We start from the raw sequence: 15,003 nt of genomic DNA on the forward strand, positions 1-15,003 counted from the left end.
CAGCGTTTGCGGGCGGGAAGCATAACGGCTCATCCCGCGCGCGGCAAACTTTTTTATCAGCCTGCCGCGTTTTTGCCGGAGTCGTCGGCCGGTTCTTCGCCGCGCTGGATGCGCTGGTAGATCTCTTCGCGATGCACAGCGACATCTTTCGGTGCGGTAATACCGATACGCACCTGGTTGCCCTTGACGCCGAGCACGGTGACGGTCACCGAGTCGCCGATCATCAGGGTCTCACCGACGCGACGCGTCAGGATCAGCATTGGAAAACCTCCTCGTGCCGGCAATTCGTTTGCCGGCGTTGGCGACATTCCGCATAGCAGCATCACGGAAAGCGCTTACAGTTTTGTACACAAACGTGAACCATCTTAGCCAGCGGCCAAAATCGGCCGCAAGCGATAGAAGTCACTGTTCGCCGTTCAGATTAACCTACTCTCGACCCAGCCTGCGACACCAGCCAGGGCCTGAGACAAGGCCGGACCGTCATCTCCGCCGCCCTGCGCCATGTCGGCGCGGCCGCCGCCCTTGCCGTTGATCTGACCGGCAACGTGGGCGAGCAGTTCCCCCGCCTTGACCTTGCCGGTCGCGCTTCCATTCACTCCTGCGACCAAAGCCGCCTTCCCCTCGCTGGCGCCCGCCAGCAGGATCACCGCGTCGCCCAGCTGCTGCTTGAGGCGGTCGACCGCCTCGCGCAGGGCCTTGGCGTCGAAGCCCTCCAGGCGGGTCGCGATGATCTTGACCCCCTGGATGTCGGCCGCCGAGGCGGCCAGGTCGGAGGTGGCCCCGGAGGCCGCCTTCGCCTTGATGGCTTCGAGTTCGCGTTCGAGTTTCTTCTGCCGGTCCAACAGCGACCGCAGTTTGTCGGACAAGTCCGACGGGTTGCCGCCGAGCAGGCGAGCGGCCTCTTCCAGGCGCTGCTCCTCCTCGGTGACGTGGTCCAGAGCGCCCTGCCCGGTCACCGCCTCGATCCGGCGCACGCCGGCCGACACGCCGCCCTCGGCGAGGATCTTGAACAGACCGATGTCGCCGGTACGCGACACGTGGGTGCCGCCGCACAGCTCGGTCGAGGTCTCGCCCATGCGAAGCACGCGCACACGGTCGCCGTACTTCTCGCCGAACAGCGCCAGGGCGCCGAAATCCAGGGCTTCCTGCATGCCCATCTGGTGGACTTCAGCGGCATGGTTGCCGCGCACTTCCGCATTGACGCGGCGCTCGATCTGCGCCAGTTCGGCGTCGGTGAGCGGCTGGAAGTGGGCGAAGTCGAAACGCAGGCGGTCGGGCGCGACCAGCGAACCCTTCTGCACCACGTGGTCGCCCAGCACCTGGCGCAGCGCGGCGTGCAGCAGGTGGGTGGCGGAATGGTTGAGCACGGTGGCGGCGCGGCGCGGGGCGTCGACGGCGCCGAGCACGCGGTCGCCGCGGCGCAGGGTGCCGGCGCTCATGCGGCCGAGGTGGCCGTGGAACTGGCCGGCGAACTTCTGGGTGTCGCGGACCAGGAAACGGGTGCCGGCCTCGTCCAGCTCGCCGGCGTCGCCGACCTGGCCGCCGCTTTCGGCATAGAACGGGGTGCGGTCGAGGATGACCACGGCCTCGTCGCCGGCCTCGATCAGGTCGACCGGGCGGCCGTCCTTGAGCAGGGCCACGACTTCCAGGCCGCCTTCGGTCAGGCGCTCGTAGCCCAGGAACTGGGTCGGCGCCAGCTGCGCGGCCAGCTCGGCCGGCATGGTGGTGGCGTTGCCGAACTTGCCGGCCTCGCGCGCACGGCGCTTCTGTTCTTCCATGGCGGCGTCGAAGCCGGCCATGTCCACCGACAGGCCGCGCTCGCGCGCGATGTCGGCGGTCAGGTCGACCGGGAAGCCGTAGGTGTCGTACAGGCGGAACGCGTCGGCGCCCGGGATCGCGTCCTGGGAGCGTGCGGCGACCTCGTCGAAGATGCGCATGCCCGAGTCCAGGGTCTCGGCGAAGCGCTCTTCCTCGGCCTGCAGGGCGCGCTCGACCAGCTCGCGCTTGGCCGGCAGCTCCGGGTAGGCCTCGCCCATGACTTCGACCAGGGCGGCGACCATGCGGTAGAAGAACGGCTGCTTCTGGCCCAGCATCCAGCCGTGGCGCAGGGCGCGACGGATGATGCGGCGCAGGACGTAGCCGCGGCCTTCGTTGGAGGGCAGCACGCCGTCGACGATCAGGAACGAACAGGCGCGGATGTGATCGGCGATCACCCGCAGCGACTTGTTGTCGAGGTCGGCGGTGGAGGTGAATTCCGCGGCGGCCTGGATCAGGCGGCGGAACAGGTCGATTTCGTAGTTGCTGTGGGCGTGCTGAAGCACCGCGGCCAGACGCTCCAGGCCCATGCCGGTGTCGACGCAGGGCGCCGGCAGCGGCATCAGGCTACCGTCGGGCTGGCGGTCGAACTGCATGAACACCAGGTTCCAGATCTCGATGTAGCGGTCGCCGTCCTCGTCGGGCGAACCCGGCGGGCCGCCGGCGATGTGCTCGCCGTGGTCGTAGAAGATCTCGGTGCAGGGACCGCAGGGGCCGGTGTCGGCCATCTGCCAGAAATTATCCGAAGCGTACGGCGCGCCCTTGTTGTCGCCGATGCGCACGATGCGATCGGCCGGCACGCCGATCTGCTTGTTCCAGATATCGAAGGCTTCGTCGTCGGTGTGGTAGACCGTGACCAGCAGGCGCTCAGGCGCCAGGCCCCACACGCCGGTCAGCAGCTCCCAGGCCCAGGCGATCGCGTCTTCCTTGAAGTAGTCGCCGAACGACCAGTTGCCCAGCATTTCGAAGAAGGTGTGGTGGCGCGCGGTGTAGCCGACCTGGTCGAGGTCGTTGTGCTTGCCGCCGGCGCGCAGGCAGCGCTGAACGTCGGCCGCACGTACGTAGCCGAGCTTCTCGCTACCGAGAAACACGTTCTTGAACTGGACCATGCCCGAGTTGGTGAACAGCAGGGTCGGGTCGTTGGCCGGCACCAGGGGCGCAGACGGAACGATGGTGTGACCCTTGCCACGGAAGAACTCGAGGAAATCGCTACGGATTTCGTTGGTGGTTTTCATGCCTGACGCGCGAACTCGATAGGACCGGGCCGGACTGGCGGTCCAGGGCCTCTGCCCTCACGATGGGGGCGTCGACTGGAACAGGCAACCCAAAACCCGAAAGCCGCGTAGCCTAACAGGCTCCGGGCCCCGTTGCGCGGAGTCCGCAAGCGTTTTCGGCTTGCGTTCAGTCGTCGGGATCGAAACGAGTCGCTTTACGCACCCGTTCGCCGTCGAAACCTCGGCGTATCAGGAAGTCGGCGGCCTTGCGGCGCAGGGCCAGATCCTCCCCGGCAGACCCGTCGGACGGCCCGCCGAAGCGGCGTCGGACCAGGTCGCGGGCGTTCTCCAGCCAATCGCCCTCGTAGCTGTCCAGCGCGCGGGCGATGGCCTCGCTGTCCAGCCCGTGGGTGGCCAGCTCGGCGCGGACTCGGACCGGGCCGTACCCGCTGCTGGCGCGGCTGCGCACCAGACTTTCGGCGAAGCGGGCGTCGTCCTGCCACCCCAGGCCGGACAAGGCCTCGATGGCGGTCTCGACCTCGCCGGCGTCCATGCCGCGCGAGGTGAGCTTGCGTTGCAACTCCTTCCTGGAGTGCTCGCGCCGGGTCAGCAGACCCAGGGCGCGTTGGGTCGGGCTCTGCTCGCGACCGCCGCGGCGACGTCCGCTGCGGCCGCCCTCGGGGCGGTCGTCACCGGTGGAGCCGGGACTGGGCTCCGAGTCGTGCAGCGGTTCGTCTTCGTGCATATCCGATCGGGCTCAAGCCAAGGGTGCCGGCGTCGGCCGCCGGCATCGGCTGCCTCAGTCGTCCTGGCCTTCGGCGTCGACTTCGTCGCGCTTGACGTCGGTCGGGACGAACTTCTCGCGCAGAGCGGCCTCGAGGCGGTTGGCGACCTCGGGATTCTCCTTGAGGTACTGGCGGGCGTTTTCCTTGCCCTGACCGATACGCTCGTCGCCGCAGCTGTACCAGGCACCGGACTTTTCGACCAGCTTGGCTTCCACGCCCATGTCGATCAGTTCGCCCTCGCGCGAGATGCCCTCGCCGTAGAGGATTTCGGTGACGACCTGCTTGAACGGGGGCGCCAGCTTGTTCTTGACCACCTTGATCTTGGTCTGGTTGCCGATGATCTCGTCGCCCTTCTTGATCGCGCCGATGCGGCGGATGTCCAGGCGGATCGAGGCGTAGAACTTGAGCGCGTTGCCGCCGGTGGTGGTTTCCGGGCTCTGGCCGGGCATCATCACGCCGATCTTCATGCGCAGCTGGTTGATGAACACCACCAGGGTGCCCGAGCGCTTGATGTTGCCGGTCAGCTTGCGCAGTGCCTGGCTCATCAGACGCGCCTGCAGGCCCGGCAGCTGGTCGCCCATCTCGCCTTCGATTTCGGCCTTGGGGGTCAGCGCGGCGACCGAGTCGATCACCACGATGTCCACCGCCGCCGAGCGCACCAGCATGTCGGCGATTTCCAGCGCCTGTTCGCCGGTGTCGGGCTGCGACAGCAGCAGGTCGTCGACGTTGACGCCGAGCTTGGCGGCGTAGATCGGGTCCAGCGCATGCTCGGCGTCGATGAAGGCGGCGGTGCCGCCCTTCTTCTGGCATTCGGCGATGGCTTGCAGGGTCAGGGTGGTCTTGCCCGAGGATTCCGGACCGTAGATCTCGACCACGCGGCCCTTGGGCAGGCCGCCGATGCCCAGCGCGATGTCGAGCATCAGCGAACCGGTGCCGATGACCTCGGCCACTTCGACCGCGCGGTCGCCCATGCGCATCACCGAGCCCTTGCCGAACTGCTTCTCGATCTGGCCCAGGGCGGCCGACAGGGCGCGCTTCTTGTTCTCGTCCATCGTGGTGTCCTTAAAGAGTCGGTGTCGTGTTGGAAGGCAATGTAGAGGACGCGGATCGCACGGACTGAGACCGTCGCGCCTTCGATGAAAATTTATTCCGCGGGCCGGGCCGGCGCAGTTGGGCAATCACCCGAGCGCTTGTCGGATTTCTCCCCATCGGGCCGGAGGAAATCCCGACGCCGCGATCTGGGGCAAGTCCGAAGCGAATGCAAGCGCTCATCGCCGCGCTCAACGGTTGGGCCGGACCAGACCGCAGTACAAACCCTCGATCGCGAAATCCTGATCGGGCTGGACCTCGATCGGCGCGTAATCGGGATTGCGCGGCAGCAGGCGGATGCGGTCCTTGCCGATCTTCAGCAGCTTGACCGTGATCTCGTCGTCGATGCGCGCGACCACGATCTGGCCCGAGCGCGCGTCGCCGGTGCGGTGCACGCCGATCAGGTCGCCGTCGAAAATGCCCTCGTCGCGCATCGAATCGCCCTTGACCTTGAGCAGGTAGTCGGGCGACGGGAAGAACATGTTGCGATCCAGCAGCACGTAGTTGTCGGCGTCGAGCTGGGCGCCGGAGCCGATCGGCCGCCCGGCCGCGACCTGCCCCAGCACCGGCAGGCGCAGGGCTTCGTCGTTGGCGGCCAGCAGCGCCAACCGGCCCTGCTGCGCCGGCGGCGGCTGCAGCACGCGGATGCCACGCGCGCGGCCCGGGGTGCGTTCGATCGCACCGGCGGCCTCGAGCGCCTCCAGGTGGTACTGCGCGGCCCGCACGCCCTTGAAACCGAAGGCCTTGGCGATCTCGGTCTGCGACGGCGGGAATCCCTCGGCTTCGATCCGTTCCGCGATCAGCGCGAGCATGGCTTGCTGGGTATCGGTCAGGTCCATGGTTAGCAGTATTACTACTAACAACCCCTACGGGCAAGACCGCTCATCCGGATTTTATTTGACTGAGTCAAACATATTGGCCAGATTACAGACTCGCCCCCACCCCGCGCACCCGCCATGGCCACCGAAGTCGAAACCGCCCAAGTCGACGCCGTCCGCGCCTTCAACCGCTTCTACACGCGCCAGATCGACGTGCTGCGCGAGGACCTGCTGGACAGCCCCTATACGCTGACCCAGGCGCGCGTGCTGTTCGAACTCGCCCAGCGCGAACCGGTCGCCGCGCGCGCGATCGGCGAGGAACTGGGCCTGGACCCGGGTTACCTGAGCCGGATCCTGCAGGGCTTCGCCGAGGCCGGGCTGGTCGAGAAGACGCGCTCGCGGCAGGACGCGCGCAGCTACGAGCTCACCTTGTCGGCGCGGGGTCGCGAGACCTTCGCCCTGCTCGATCGTAATTCCCACCAAGCCACCGCGGACATGCTGGCGGCGCTGCCGCCGCTGCAGCGCGAGCGCCTGCTGCGGGCGACCGGCGAGATCCAGCGCGCGCTGACCCCGCAGGCGCTGCCGCCCGCGCAGCGCGTCCTGGTCCGCGAGCATGGCATTGGCGACATCGGCTGGGCGATCGAACGCCACGCCCGCCTGTACGCCGACGAGTATGGCTGGAACGGCGAGTTCGAGGCCCTGGTGGCCAAGCTGTTCGCAGCCTTCGCCGGCGAGCACGATCCCCGCTACGAGCGCTGCTGGGTCGCCGAACTCGACGGCGAGCGCATCGGCTGCGTGTTCGTGGTCCGCAACCAGGACCAAGCCGACACCGCGCAGCTGCGCTGCCTGCTGGTCGATCCGCGCGCGCGCGGGCTGGGCGTCGGCCAGCGCCTGGTGGATACCTGTCTGGAGTTCGCGCGTGCGGCCGGCTATGCGCGCATGCGCCTGTGGACCAACGACCTGCTGAGCGCGGCGCGCCGGATCTACGAAGCCCGCGGCTTCCAATTGATCGAGCAGTACCCGCACCACAGTTTCGGCCACGACCTGATCGGGCAGGTGTGGGAGCGCGATCTGGATTGAGCGCGACAACGGGCGACGGCGCCCGGCCGCGGGCCGGACGCCGGTGAGAAATCAGGTCGCCAGAGCCAACATGCCCTGCAGCGACGCGGCCACGGTCTGGCGACGCACCGCCTCGCGGTCGCCGGCGAAATGGAAGACCTCGGCCTTGGGGTAGCCGCCGCGGCGCTTCCAGGCGATCCAGACCGTGCCGACCGGCTTGTCCTCGGTGCCGCCGCCGGGGCCGGCGATGCCGGTGACCGCGACCGCCAGGGTGGCGCCGGTATTGGCCAGGGCGCCGGAGACCATCTCGATCACGGTCTCGCGGCTGACCGCGCCGAACTGCTCCAGGGTCTGCGGGCGCACGCTCAGCAGCGACTGCTTGGCTTCGTAGCTGTAGGCGGCCATGCCGCATTCGAACCAGCCGGAGGAACCGGCGATGTCGGTCAGGGTCTTGGCGATCCAGCCGCCGGTGCAACTTTCGGCGGTGACCAGCATGTGGTGGTGGCTGCGGGCGGCCTCGCCTACCTGTTCGGCGAGGTCTTGCAGGGCGGCATCGGAGACGTCGGTCATGCGCGCACTATAACGGCCCGCCGCGCCGACGCTTTGCGGGATCTGGCAACGCTGGGGTGGCGCGAGTGGAACGCCGGGTCCGGGCCATCGCCACGCCGAGGACCGTCGCTTCCTGTGGGAGCGGCGTAAACCGCGATCGCGCGACTTCGGCCATCGCGAAATCGCGGCTCACGCCGCTCCCACAGAAGGCCCTGCTTTGGGGTAGGAGCGACGTGAGTCGCGACCGGGAGGCGACAGCGAAAGCGCCAGTTGAAGCCGTCGCTTCCTGTGGGAGCGGCGCAAGCCGCGATCGCGCAACTCAGTCCACCGCGAAATCGCGGCTCACGCCGCTCCCACAGAAAGCCCTGCTTTGGGTAGGAGCGACGTGAGTCGCGACCGGGAGGCCACGAAGCAAAAGCGCCAATCGAAGCCGTCGCGGCCTGTGGGAGCGACGCAAACCGCGATCGCGCAACTCAGGCCACCGCGAAATCGCGGCTCACGCCGCTCCCACAGAAGGCCCTGCTTTGGGGTAGGAGCGACGTAAGTCGCGACCGGGAGGCCACGAAGCAAAAGCGCCAATCGAAGCCGTCGCGGCCTGTGGGAGCGGCGTAAGCCGCGATCGCGCAACTTCGGCCACCGCGAAATCGCGGCTTACGCCGCTCCCACAGAAAGCCCTGCTTTGGGGTAGGAGCGACGTAAGTCGCGACCGGGAGGCCACGGAGCGAAAGCGCCACTCGAAGCCATCGCTGCCTGTGGGAGCTGCGTAAATCGCGATCGCGCGACTCCGGCCACCGCGAAATCGCGGCTCACGCCGCCCCCACAGAAGGCCCTGCTTTGGGGTAGGAGCGGCATCGAAGGCCATTGGAAACGACGACGCGCGGGCCTTGCGGCCCGCGCGTCGCGGTGTGCGCCCTGCTTCCGGCCGGCGTTGCGCCGGTCCGCAAGCGCGATGAACTCAGTACGAGACCCGGAAGGTCACGCCGTAGGTACGCGGCGCGCCCAGGAAGGCGTTGAACGAGTTGAAAGCGTTGTTCGGCAGCGGCGACACGTTCTGCAGCGGGGCGTCGAAACCGACCTGGGCGTATTCCTCGTCGAACAGGTTCTGGCCCCACAACTCGACCATCCAGCGGCGGTCGCGGCGGCCGATGGCGATGCGCGCGTTGACCACGGTGAAGGCGCCCTGGTCCTTCTCCGGATCCAGATCGGAGCCGGTGTTGTAGTCGGACATGTACTTGGCGCCGACGTTGAAGCGCGCCACCAGGTCGCTGGCGAAGTTCCAGTCGTAGGTGATCGAAGCCGAGCCCGACCAGTACGGCGCGAAGCTGACCTGGCTGCCCGGCAGCTTGTACAGCGCACCGGCCGGGGCCGTGCCGCCCGGAGCGACGAAGTCGCCGCCCGGACGTTCGTCGCCGTAGCGGGTGTCGGCGTAGGTCAGGCCGCCCTGGATCATCAGGCCCTTCTGCGGCTGCCACAGGATCTCGGTGTCGATGCCCTGCGAGATCACTTCCGGAATCGAGCGCACCACGAAGCTGGTGCCGAGGAAGCTGTTGAGCTGGAAGTCCGAATAGGTCTGGTGGAACAAGGTGGCGTTGAGCAGCAGGTTGCCGTCGGCCCAGGTGGTCTTGGCGCCCAGCTCGAAGCTGTTGACGAACTCGCCCGGGAACGAGGTGTCGTCGACCGGACGGATGCCCTGCCCCGCGCTGGACAGGCCGTTGGCCGACTGCACGCGATCGAGGTTGAAACCGCCGGCCTTGTAACCGCGCGCGCCCGACACATAGGTCATGACGTGGTCGTTCCAGCGGTAGGCCAGCTTGAGCGTGCCCGACCATTCCTTCTCGTCGCTCTCCTGATGGGTCGCGCGGCCGTTGTGCAGCGGATTGGCCCAGGGCAAGCAGCTGTAACCGATGATGTTGCTGATAATCGCGGCCTGCTGGGCCGGCGGCAGCGAGGCGAACGGCAATCCGCGCCCGGTCAGCGCCGCGGCGATGCGACCCTGCGCGGCCGGGCTGACCTGGCCGTTGGGACCGAAGTACGACGCGCAGCCGGGGCTGCCGTTGGGGTTGCTGTAGCGCGAATCCAGTTCCTTGTTCTCCTGGGTGTAGCGCACGCCCAGGGTGACGTCGAGCGCGTCGGTCGCATGCCAGGTGTTGTTGGTGAAGAAGGCCTTGGTCTTGGCGTTCTGGCGGTACTTGTCGTCGGCGCCGAAGCCGGCGAAGGCGGTGCCGAACGGGCGCCCGGTGGTCTGCGACAGGAAGGTCGCGGCGGTCGGCGACTGCGCCAGGGCCGGGTTGATCAGCGCCAGCAACGCGGTCGACAGGTAAGGCTCGTAGGCGTTGCCGATGCGGTAGGTCTCGTTGCGGTTCAAGTCTTCGTCGGAGAAGAACAGGCCGAACATCCAGTCGATCTTGTCGGTCGAACCGGTCAGGCGGAACTCCTGGCTAAAGGTCTTGAACTCGGTCAGCGACTCGTCTTCGTCGGCGTTGCGGTACAGCAGGTCGGCGCTGCTGAAGTCGAAGTCCAGGCCGTTGATCGCGCGCCATTCGCGCTTGGCGGTGATCGAGGTCAGGGTGGCGTTGTTGAACCAGGGCGTGATCCAGTTGACCTCGGCCGAGACGCCCTTGTCCTTCATGTCCTGCTCGGTGCTGCGGTTGCTGTAGGCGATGCGTGCATACGGGTCAGCGACCGGGGCCACGCCGGAATCCGGCGACAGCGCGTCGATGATGGCGCCGGTGCCGCCTCGCACCGTGGTCACGCCCACGCAGCAGTTCTCTTCGCGGCTGGTGAAATCGCCGATCAGGTTGATGTCGAGGTTTTCGGTCGGCTCCAGCAGCAACTGCGCGCGCAGGGTGTGGAAGTTCTGGTCGAAGTCTTCCTTTTCCTGGCGCGGGCCGGCGCCGGTGCGCACGTCGACGAAACCGTCGCGCTCGCGCTTGGCACCATAGATGCGGAACGCGGCGTTGTCGCCGATCGGCGTGTTGAAGGCGCCGGCCAGGCCGAGCGCGCCGTAGTTGCCGATGGTGAACTCGCCCTCGACGCTGGTGTTGTAGTCGGGGCGGCGGGTGATGACGTTGATGACGCCGGCCGAGGTGTTCTTGCCGAACACCGTGCCCTGCGGGCCCTTGAGCACTTCGATGCGCTCGATCTCGCCCAGGTCGCCGAAGCCGACGCCGTTGCGCGGGCGGTAGACGCCGTCGATCACGATGCCCACCGACGACTCCAGGCCGGCGTTGTCGCCGACGGTGCCGATGCCGCGGATGCGCGCGGTGGTCTGGGCCTCGCTCTGGGTGCTGGTCACGGTCAGGCCGGGCACCAGCACCTGCAAGTCCTTGACGTCGCGCACGCCGGTGTCCTGCAGCAGTTGCTGCGGCAGCGCGGTGATCGCGATCGGCACGTCCTGCAGCGCTTCCTCGCGCTTCTGCGCGGTCACGGTGAGGCCGGAGAGCGTGGTCGCCTCTTCCTCGTCCTTCGCGCTCGCGTCCGGCGGCGCCTGCTGCGCGTACAACGGCGCGGCGGTCATCGCCGCAAGCGCCGCGGCTACCGCAAAAGCGAGACGCCGACGTCCATGGTTCCGTGTTCCCTGGCTAGCCGACTTGCGTGCACTCATCGCGACCTCCCCTGACATTGTTAAACCGCCGGCACCTGCCGGCGGAGATCTGGCCCTGCGAATTGACGACCCTGACTACTGCGCGAACCGCGCAGGCACGCCCCCTAGACGCGCCCCCCGTGCGAACTACCACGTCAACGGCGTCGCGATTACGACATACGCCGGATCATTGACGCTGCGCACAAAAGCAAAGATAGCGGAAGCTAGCACGCCCGTCGCCTGCGTCATGCCGCGCAGCAGCAATCGCACGACCGTTCGTCCGAGTCGTGTGGCAGGGGGCGTAACCGTCGCCATGACGCGGGCGGTCGAACGCACGCGCGGCCAGTCGAGCGCGGCGCCGGCTCGCCGATCGGTCCCCGGATCGGTACCGACGAGGTCCCTGGCTGATCGGGCGCTGGCGCCGACGCCGGGGACCGCTCCCGAGCGCAGGCCCGGTCGCGACCGCGCGGCCTAGGTCATCGTCTTGCGCGACGCCAGCGGCGAGGACTTCGTCTTTGCCGTCGGACGCTGGTAGCCGTCGGGATTCATCGACTGCCACCGCCACGCGTCGCGGCACATGGCGTGCAGGTCCAGCCGCGTCCGCCATCCGAGCAGGCGCCGCGCGAGCGAGGGATCCGCATAGACCTCGGCGACGTCGCCACGGCGCCGCGCCACGATCTCATAAGGAATGCTGCAGCCGGACGCGCGTTCGAAGGCATGCACCAGCTCCAGCACGCTGATCCCGCGACCGGTTCCCAGATTGACGGTCAGGTTGCCGTCTCCGCGCACCAGGTAGTCCAGCGCGACCACATGCGCCCGCGCCAGGTCCATGACGTGTATGTAGTCGCGGACTCCGGTGCCGTCCGGGGTCGGATAGTCGTCGCCGAAGATGCTCAGCTTGCCGCGCCGCCCCGCCGCGACCTGGCAGATGTAGGGCATCACGTTGTTGGGGATGCCCGCGGGGTCCTCGCCGATCAAGCCCGAAGGATGCGCGCCCACCGGGTTGAAGTAGCGCAGGTTGGCGGCGCGGAAGCAGCCGTCCGCGTGGCACAGGTCCTCGATCAGCTGCTCCATCACCAGTTTGGTGCGGCCATAGGGGTTGGTCACGCCCAGCCGCGCCTGCTCGTTGATCGGAACGCTCTCCGGATCGCCATACACGGTGGCCGACGAGCTGAACACCAACCGCATCACCCCCGCATCGTGCATGGAGCCGAGCAGGTTGATGGTGCCGCTGATGTTGTTGTCGAAGTAGGCCAGCGGCCGCTCGAACGACTCGCCGACGGCCTTGAGCGCGGCGAAGTGGATTACCGCGTCGAAGCGATGTCGCTTGAACAACCGGGTCACGGCCGACTTGCTGCGCAAATCCAGGCGCTCGCACTCCACCGGCGCGCCGACGATGCGCTGCAGGCGCAGCAGTACGCGCGGCGAGCTGTTGGCGAAATTGTCGGCGATGACGATGCGATGCCCCCGCTCCGCCAACGCGGTACAGGTGTGGCTGCCGATGTAGCCGGCCCCACCGCATACCAAGACGCACTTCGTAGTCTGGCCGGCCATCTGGGTACGCCGCTGCTGCCGTGGTTTCCTGGACAACGCGGAACGCGGCTGCGAGCGTCCAATCCCGCGTCCGTTCGCCCGCTTCACCGCTCCGCTCGTCGCCGGCTGTCCGCGATCGCGCCCGACTGGCGTTAACCCTTAGACCGGATACCGCACCACGGGCTCGAAAGTCGACCGTCAGGGGAGGTCTGCTTGGCAAGTAATGCCACATTGGCCTCGTTGGACGAGGCCCGTATCGCAATCCTAGGCTTGGGCTATGTGGGCCTGCCGCTCGCCGCGGCATTCGGAAAGCGCTTCCCGACCGTCGGATTCGACATCGACGCCGCGCGCGTGGCCGAACTCCAAGCGCATCGGGACCATACCCGCGAGGTCTCGGCGCAGGAGCTGCGCGAGGCGGCGCAGCTGGAGTTCAGCAGCGATCCGTCGTCGCTGGCCGGCTGCAACGTGTTCATCGTGACCGTGCCGACCCCCATCGACGAGTACAAGCGTCCCGACCTGCGCCCGCTCGAGTCGGCCAGCCGCACGGTGGGCCGGGCGATCGGGCGCGGCGGCATCGTGATCTACGAGTCGACGGTGTATCCCGGCGCGACCCAGGAGATCTGCGTGCCGATCGTCGAACGCGAATCGGGCCTGACGTTCAACCAGGACTTCCATGCGGGCTACAGCCCCGAGCGCATCAACCCGGGCGACCCCAACCACCGCCTGGAAGCCATCATGAAGGTCACCTCCGGCTCGACCCCGGAGGCCGCCGATCTGGTCGACGCACTGTACGGGCGGATCATCAAGGCCGGCACCCACAAGGCTTCCAGCATCCGCGTGGCCGAGGCGGCCAAGGTCATCGAGAACATCCAGCGCGACGTCAACATCGCCCTGATCAACGAACTGGCCCTGATCTTCCATCGCCTCGACATCGACACCCACGAGGTGCTCGAAGCCGCCGGCACCAAGTGGAATTTCCTGCCGTTCCGTCCGGGCCTGGTCGGCGGCCATTGCATCGGCGTGGATCCCTACTACCTCACCCACAAGGCCCAGCAGATCGGCTACCACCCGGACATGATCCTGGCCGGGCGCCGCATCAACGACGGCATGGGCAGCCATGTCGCGCGCCGGGTGGTGAAGCTGATGCGTCAGCGCAACCAGGACATGACCCAGGCGCGGGTGCTGGTGCTGGGACTGGCGTTCAAGGAGAACTGCCCGGACCTGCGCAACACCAAGGTGGTCGACATCATTCGCGAACTCCACTGCTACAACGCCCGGGTCGACGTGCACGACCCCTGGGTCGACGCCGGGCACGCGCACGAAGAGTACGGCGTGACGCTCGTCGCCGAGCCCGAACCCGGCCGCTACGACGCCGTCGTGCTGGCGGTGGCGCATGCCGAGTTCGTCGCCATGGGCGCGGAGCGGATCCGCGGCCTGGGCGTGCCCGGGGCCGTGCTCTTCGACGTCAAGCGCGCCTTGCCGCGCGCCAGCATCGACGGCTGCCTGTGAGCGCCATGCGCGTACTGGTCACCGGCGCGGCGGGCTTCATCGGCGCGAAGCTGAGCGAGGTGCTGCTCGCGCGCGGCGACGAAGTGCTCGGCTTCGACGACCTCAACGCCTATTACGACCCTAGCCTGAAACAGGCGCGCCTGGCGCGCCTGCTGCCGCAGCGCAACTTCCGCTTCGTACTCGGTTCGCTCGAGGACCGCGCGGCCGTGGACGACGCCTTCGCCTCGTTCGGGCCGCAGCGGGTCGTGAATCTGGCCGCGCAGGCCGGCGTGCGCTACTCGCTGGAGAACCCGCGCGCCTACGTCGATAGCAATGTGATCGGGTTCCTGAACATCCTGGAAGCCTGCCGCCACCGCGCCATCGAGCACCTCGTATACGCCTCGTCCAGTTCGGTGTACGGCGCCAATCGCAAGCTTCCGTTTTCGGTCGAGGACAACGTCGACCATCCGGTCAGCATGTACGCCGCGACCAAGAAGGCCAACGAGTTGATGGCGCATACCTACAGCCACCTGTTCGGGCTGCCGACGACGGGGCTGCGCTTCTTCACGGTCTACGGCCCCTGGGGCCGGCCGGACATGGCGCTGTTCGTCTTCACCCGCAAGATTCTCGCCGGCGAACCCATCGAGTTGTTCAATCACGGTCGCCACAGCCGCGACTTCACCTACATCGACGACATCGTCGAGGGCATCGTCCGCACGCTGGACCGCATTCCAACCGCCGATCCGGACTACGCCGCGGCGGCGCCCACGCCCGCCACGTCCGGCGCGCCCTACCGGCTTTACAACATCGGCAACCACCAGCCCGTCGAACTGCTGCGCTACATCGAGGTGCTCGAGGGCTGCCTGGGACGAACGTCAGAACGCCGCCTGCTGCCCCTGCAGCCGGGCGACGTGCCCGACACCTGCGCCGACGTGACGGCGCTGCGCCGGGACGTCGGCTACTCGCCGTCGACCCCGGTGGAAGTCGGGGTTGCGCGCTTCGTCGACTGGTACCGCGACTACTACGGGGCTTGAAGGAACGGGCTTCCGATACCGCTGGATCTGGCCGGG

General features: G+C 67.7%; 11 protein-coding genes. 3 read left to right on the plus strand and 8 right to left on the minus strand.

The window, feature by feature from the left end:
* Window positions 1-56: 56 nt before the first annotated feature.
* From csrA to lexA, 5 genes are all read right to left on the minus strand, one after another.
* Window positions 57-260, minus strand: coding sequence for a carbon storage regulator CsrA (csrA, locus tag ASE43_RS04320; RefSeq protein WP_055899964.1), 204 nt, complete (start codon window positions 258-260; stop codon window positions 57-59).
* Between the two features lie 156 nt (window positions 261-416).
* The gene (gene alaS, locus ASE43_RS04325; protein WP_057159564.1) at window positions 417-3,050 is read right to left on the minus strand and encodes an alanine--tRNA ligase; all 2,634 of its coding nucleotides are present in this window, start codon (window positions 3,048-3,050) and stop codon (window positions 417-419) included.
* A gap of 166 nt (window positions 3,051-3,216) precedes the next feature.
* Window positions 3,217-3,774 carry a recombination regulator RecX gene (gene recX / locus ASE43_RS04330; RefSeq protein WP_057159565.1) on the minus strand — a complete coding sequence of 186 codons (558 nt, stop codon included), beginning with the start codon at window positions 3,772-3,774 and terminating at the stop codon, window positions 3,217-3,219.
* A 54-nt stretch (window positions 3,775-3,828) separates the two neighbouring features.
* The gene (recA, locus tag ASE43_RS04335) at window positions 3,829-4,866 is read right to left on the minus strand and encodes a recombinase RecA (protein ID WP_056175687.1); all 1,038 of its coding nucleotides are present in this window, start codon (window positions 4,864-4,866) and stop codon (window positions 3,829-3,831) included.
* A 228-nt stretch (window positions 4,867-5,094) separates the two neighbouring features.
* Window positions 5,095-5,742 (minus strand): transcriptional repressor LexA, encoded by a 648-nt coding sequence (gene lexA, locus ASE43_RS04340; protein WP_056175690.1) that lies wholly within the window; start codon window positions 5,740-5,742, stop codon window positions 5,095-5,097.
* Between the two features lie 117 nt (window positions 5,743-5,859).
* Between lexA and ASE43_RS04345 the strand changes: the two genes are divergently transcribed.
* Window positions 5,860-6,801: a helix-turn-helix domain-containing GNAT family N-acetyltransferase gene (locus ASE43_RS04345; protein WP_057159566.1), complete on the plus strand. Its 942-nt coding sequence runs from the start codon at window positions 5,860-5,862 to the stop codon at window positions 6,799-6,801.
* Window positions 6,802-6,852: 51 nt separating this feature from the next.
* Here ASE43_RS04345 and ASE43_RS04350 read toward each other — a convergent pair whose 3' ends face one another.
* The 3 genes from ASE43_RS04350 to galE all read right to left on the minus strand — a co-directional run bounded on the left by ASE43_RS04350 (window position 6,853) and on the right by galE (window position 12,466).
* A complete protein-coding gene (locus ASE43_RS04350; RefSeq protein ID WP_056175695.1) occupies window positions 6,853-7,350 on the minus strand; it encodes a CinA family protein in 498 nt (165 codons plus the stop codon).
* 934 nt (window positions 7,351-8,284) lie between these two features.
* Complete coding sequence (locus tag ASE43_RS04355) at window positions 8,285-10,846, minus strand: TonB-dependent receptor (RefSeq protein ID WP_057159567.1); 2,562 nt, start codon at window positions 10,844-10,846, stop codon at window positions 8,285-8,287.
* A 537-nt stretch (window positions 10,847-11,383) separates the two neighbouring features.
* Window positions 11,384-12,466 carry a UDP-glucose 4-epimerase GalE gene (gene galE / locus ASE43_RS04360; RefSeq protein ID WP_057159568.1) on the minus strand — a complete coding sequence of 361 codons (1,083 nt, stop codon included), beginning with the start codon at window positions 12,464-12,466 and terminating at the stop codon, window positions 11,384-11,386.
* 210 nt (window positions 12,467-12,676) lie between these two features.
* Here galE and ASE43_RS04365 point away from each other — a divergent pair, with 210 nt between their 5' ends.
* Window positions 12,677-13,954, plus strand: a complete 1,278-nt coding sequence (locus ASE43_RS04365) for a nucleotide sugar dehydrogenase (RefSeq protein ID WP_057159569.1) — start codon at window positions 12,677-12,679, stop codon at window positions 13,952-13,954.
* Window positions 13,955-13,959: 5 nt separating this feature from the next.
* Entirely contained in the window at window positions 13,960-14,967 is a 1,008-nt protein-coding gene (locus ASE43_RS04370; protein ID WP_057159570.1) for an NAD-dependent epimerase, read from the plus strand.
* Window positions 14,968-15,003 lie beyond the last annotated feature (36 nt).

The organism is Lysobacter sp. Root983, assembly GCF_001429345.1.
Lineage (GTDB): Bacteria > Pseudomonadota > Gammaproteobacteria > Xanthomonadales > Xanthomonadaceae > Lysobacter.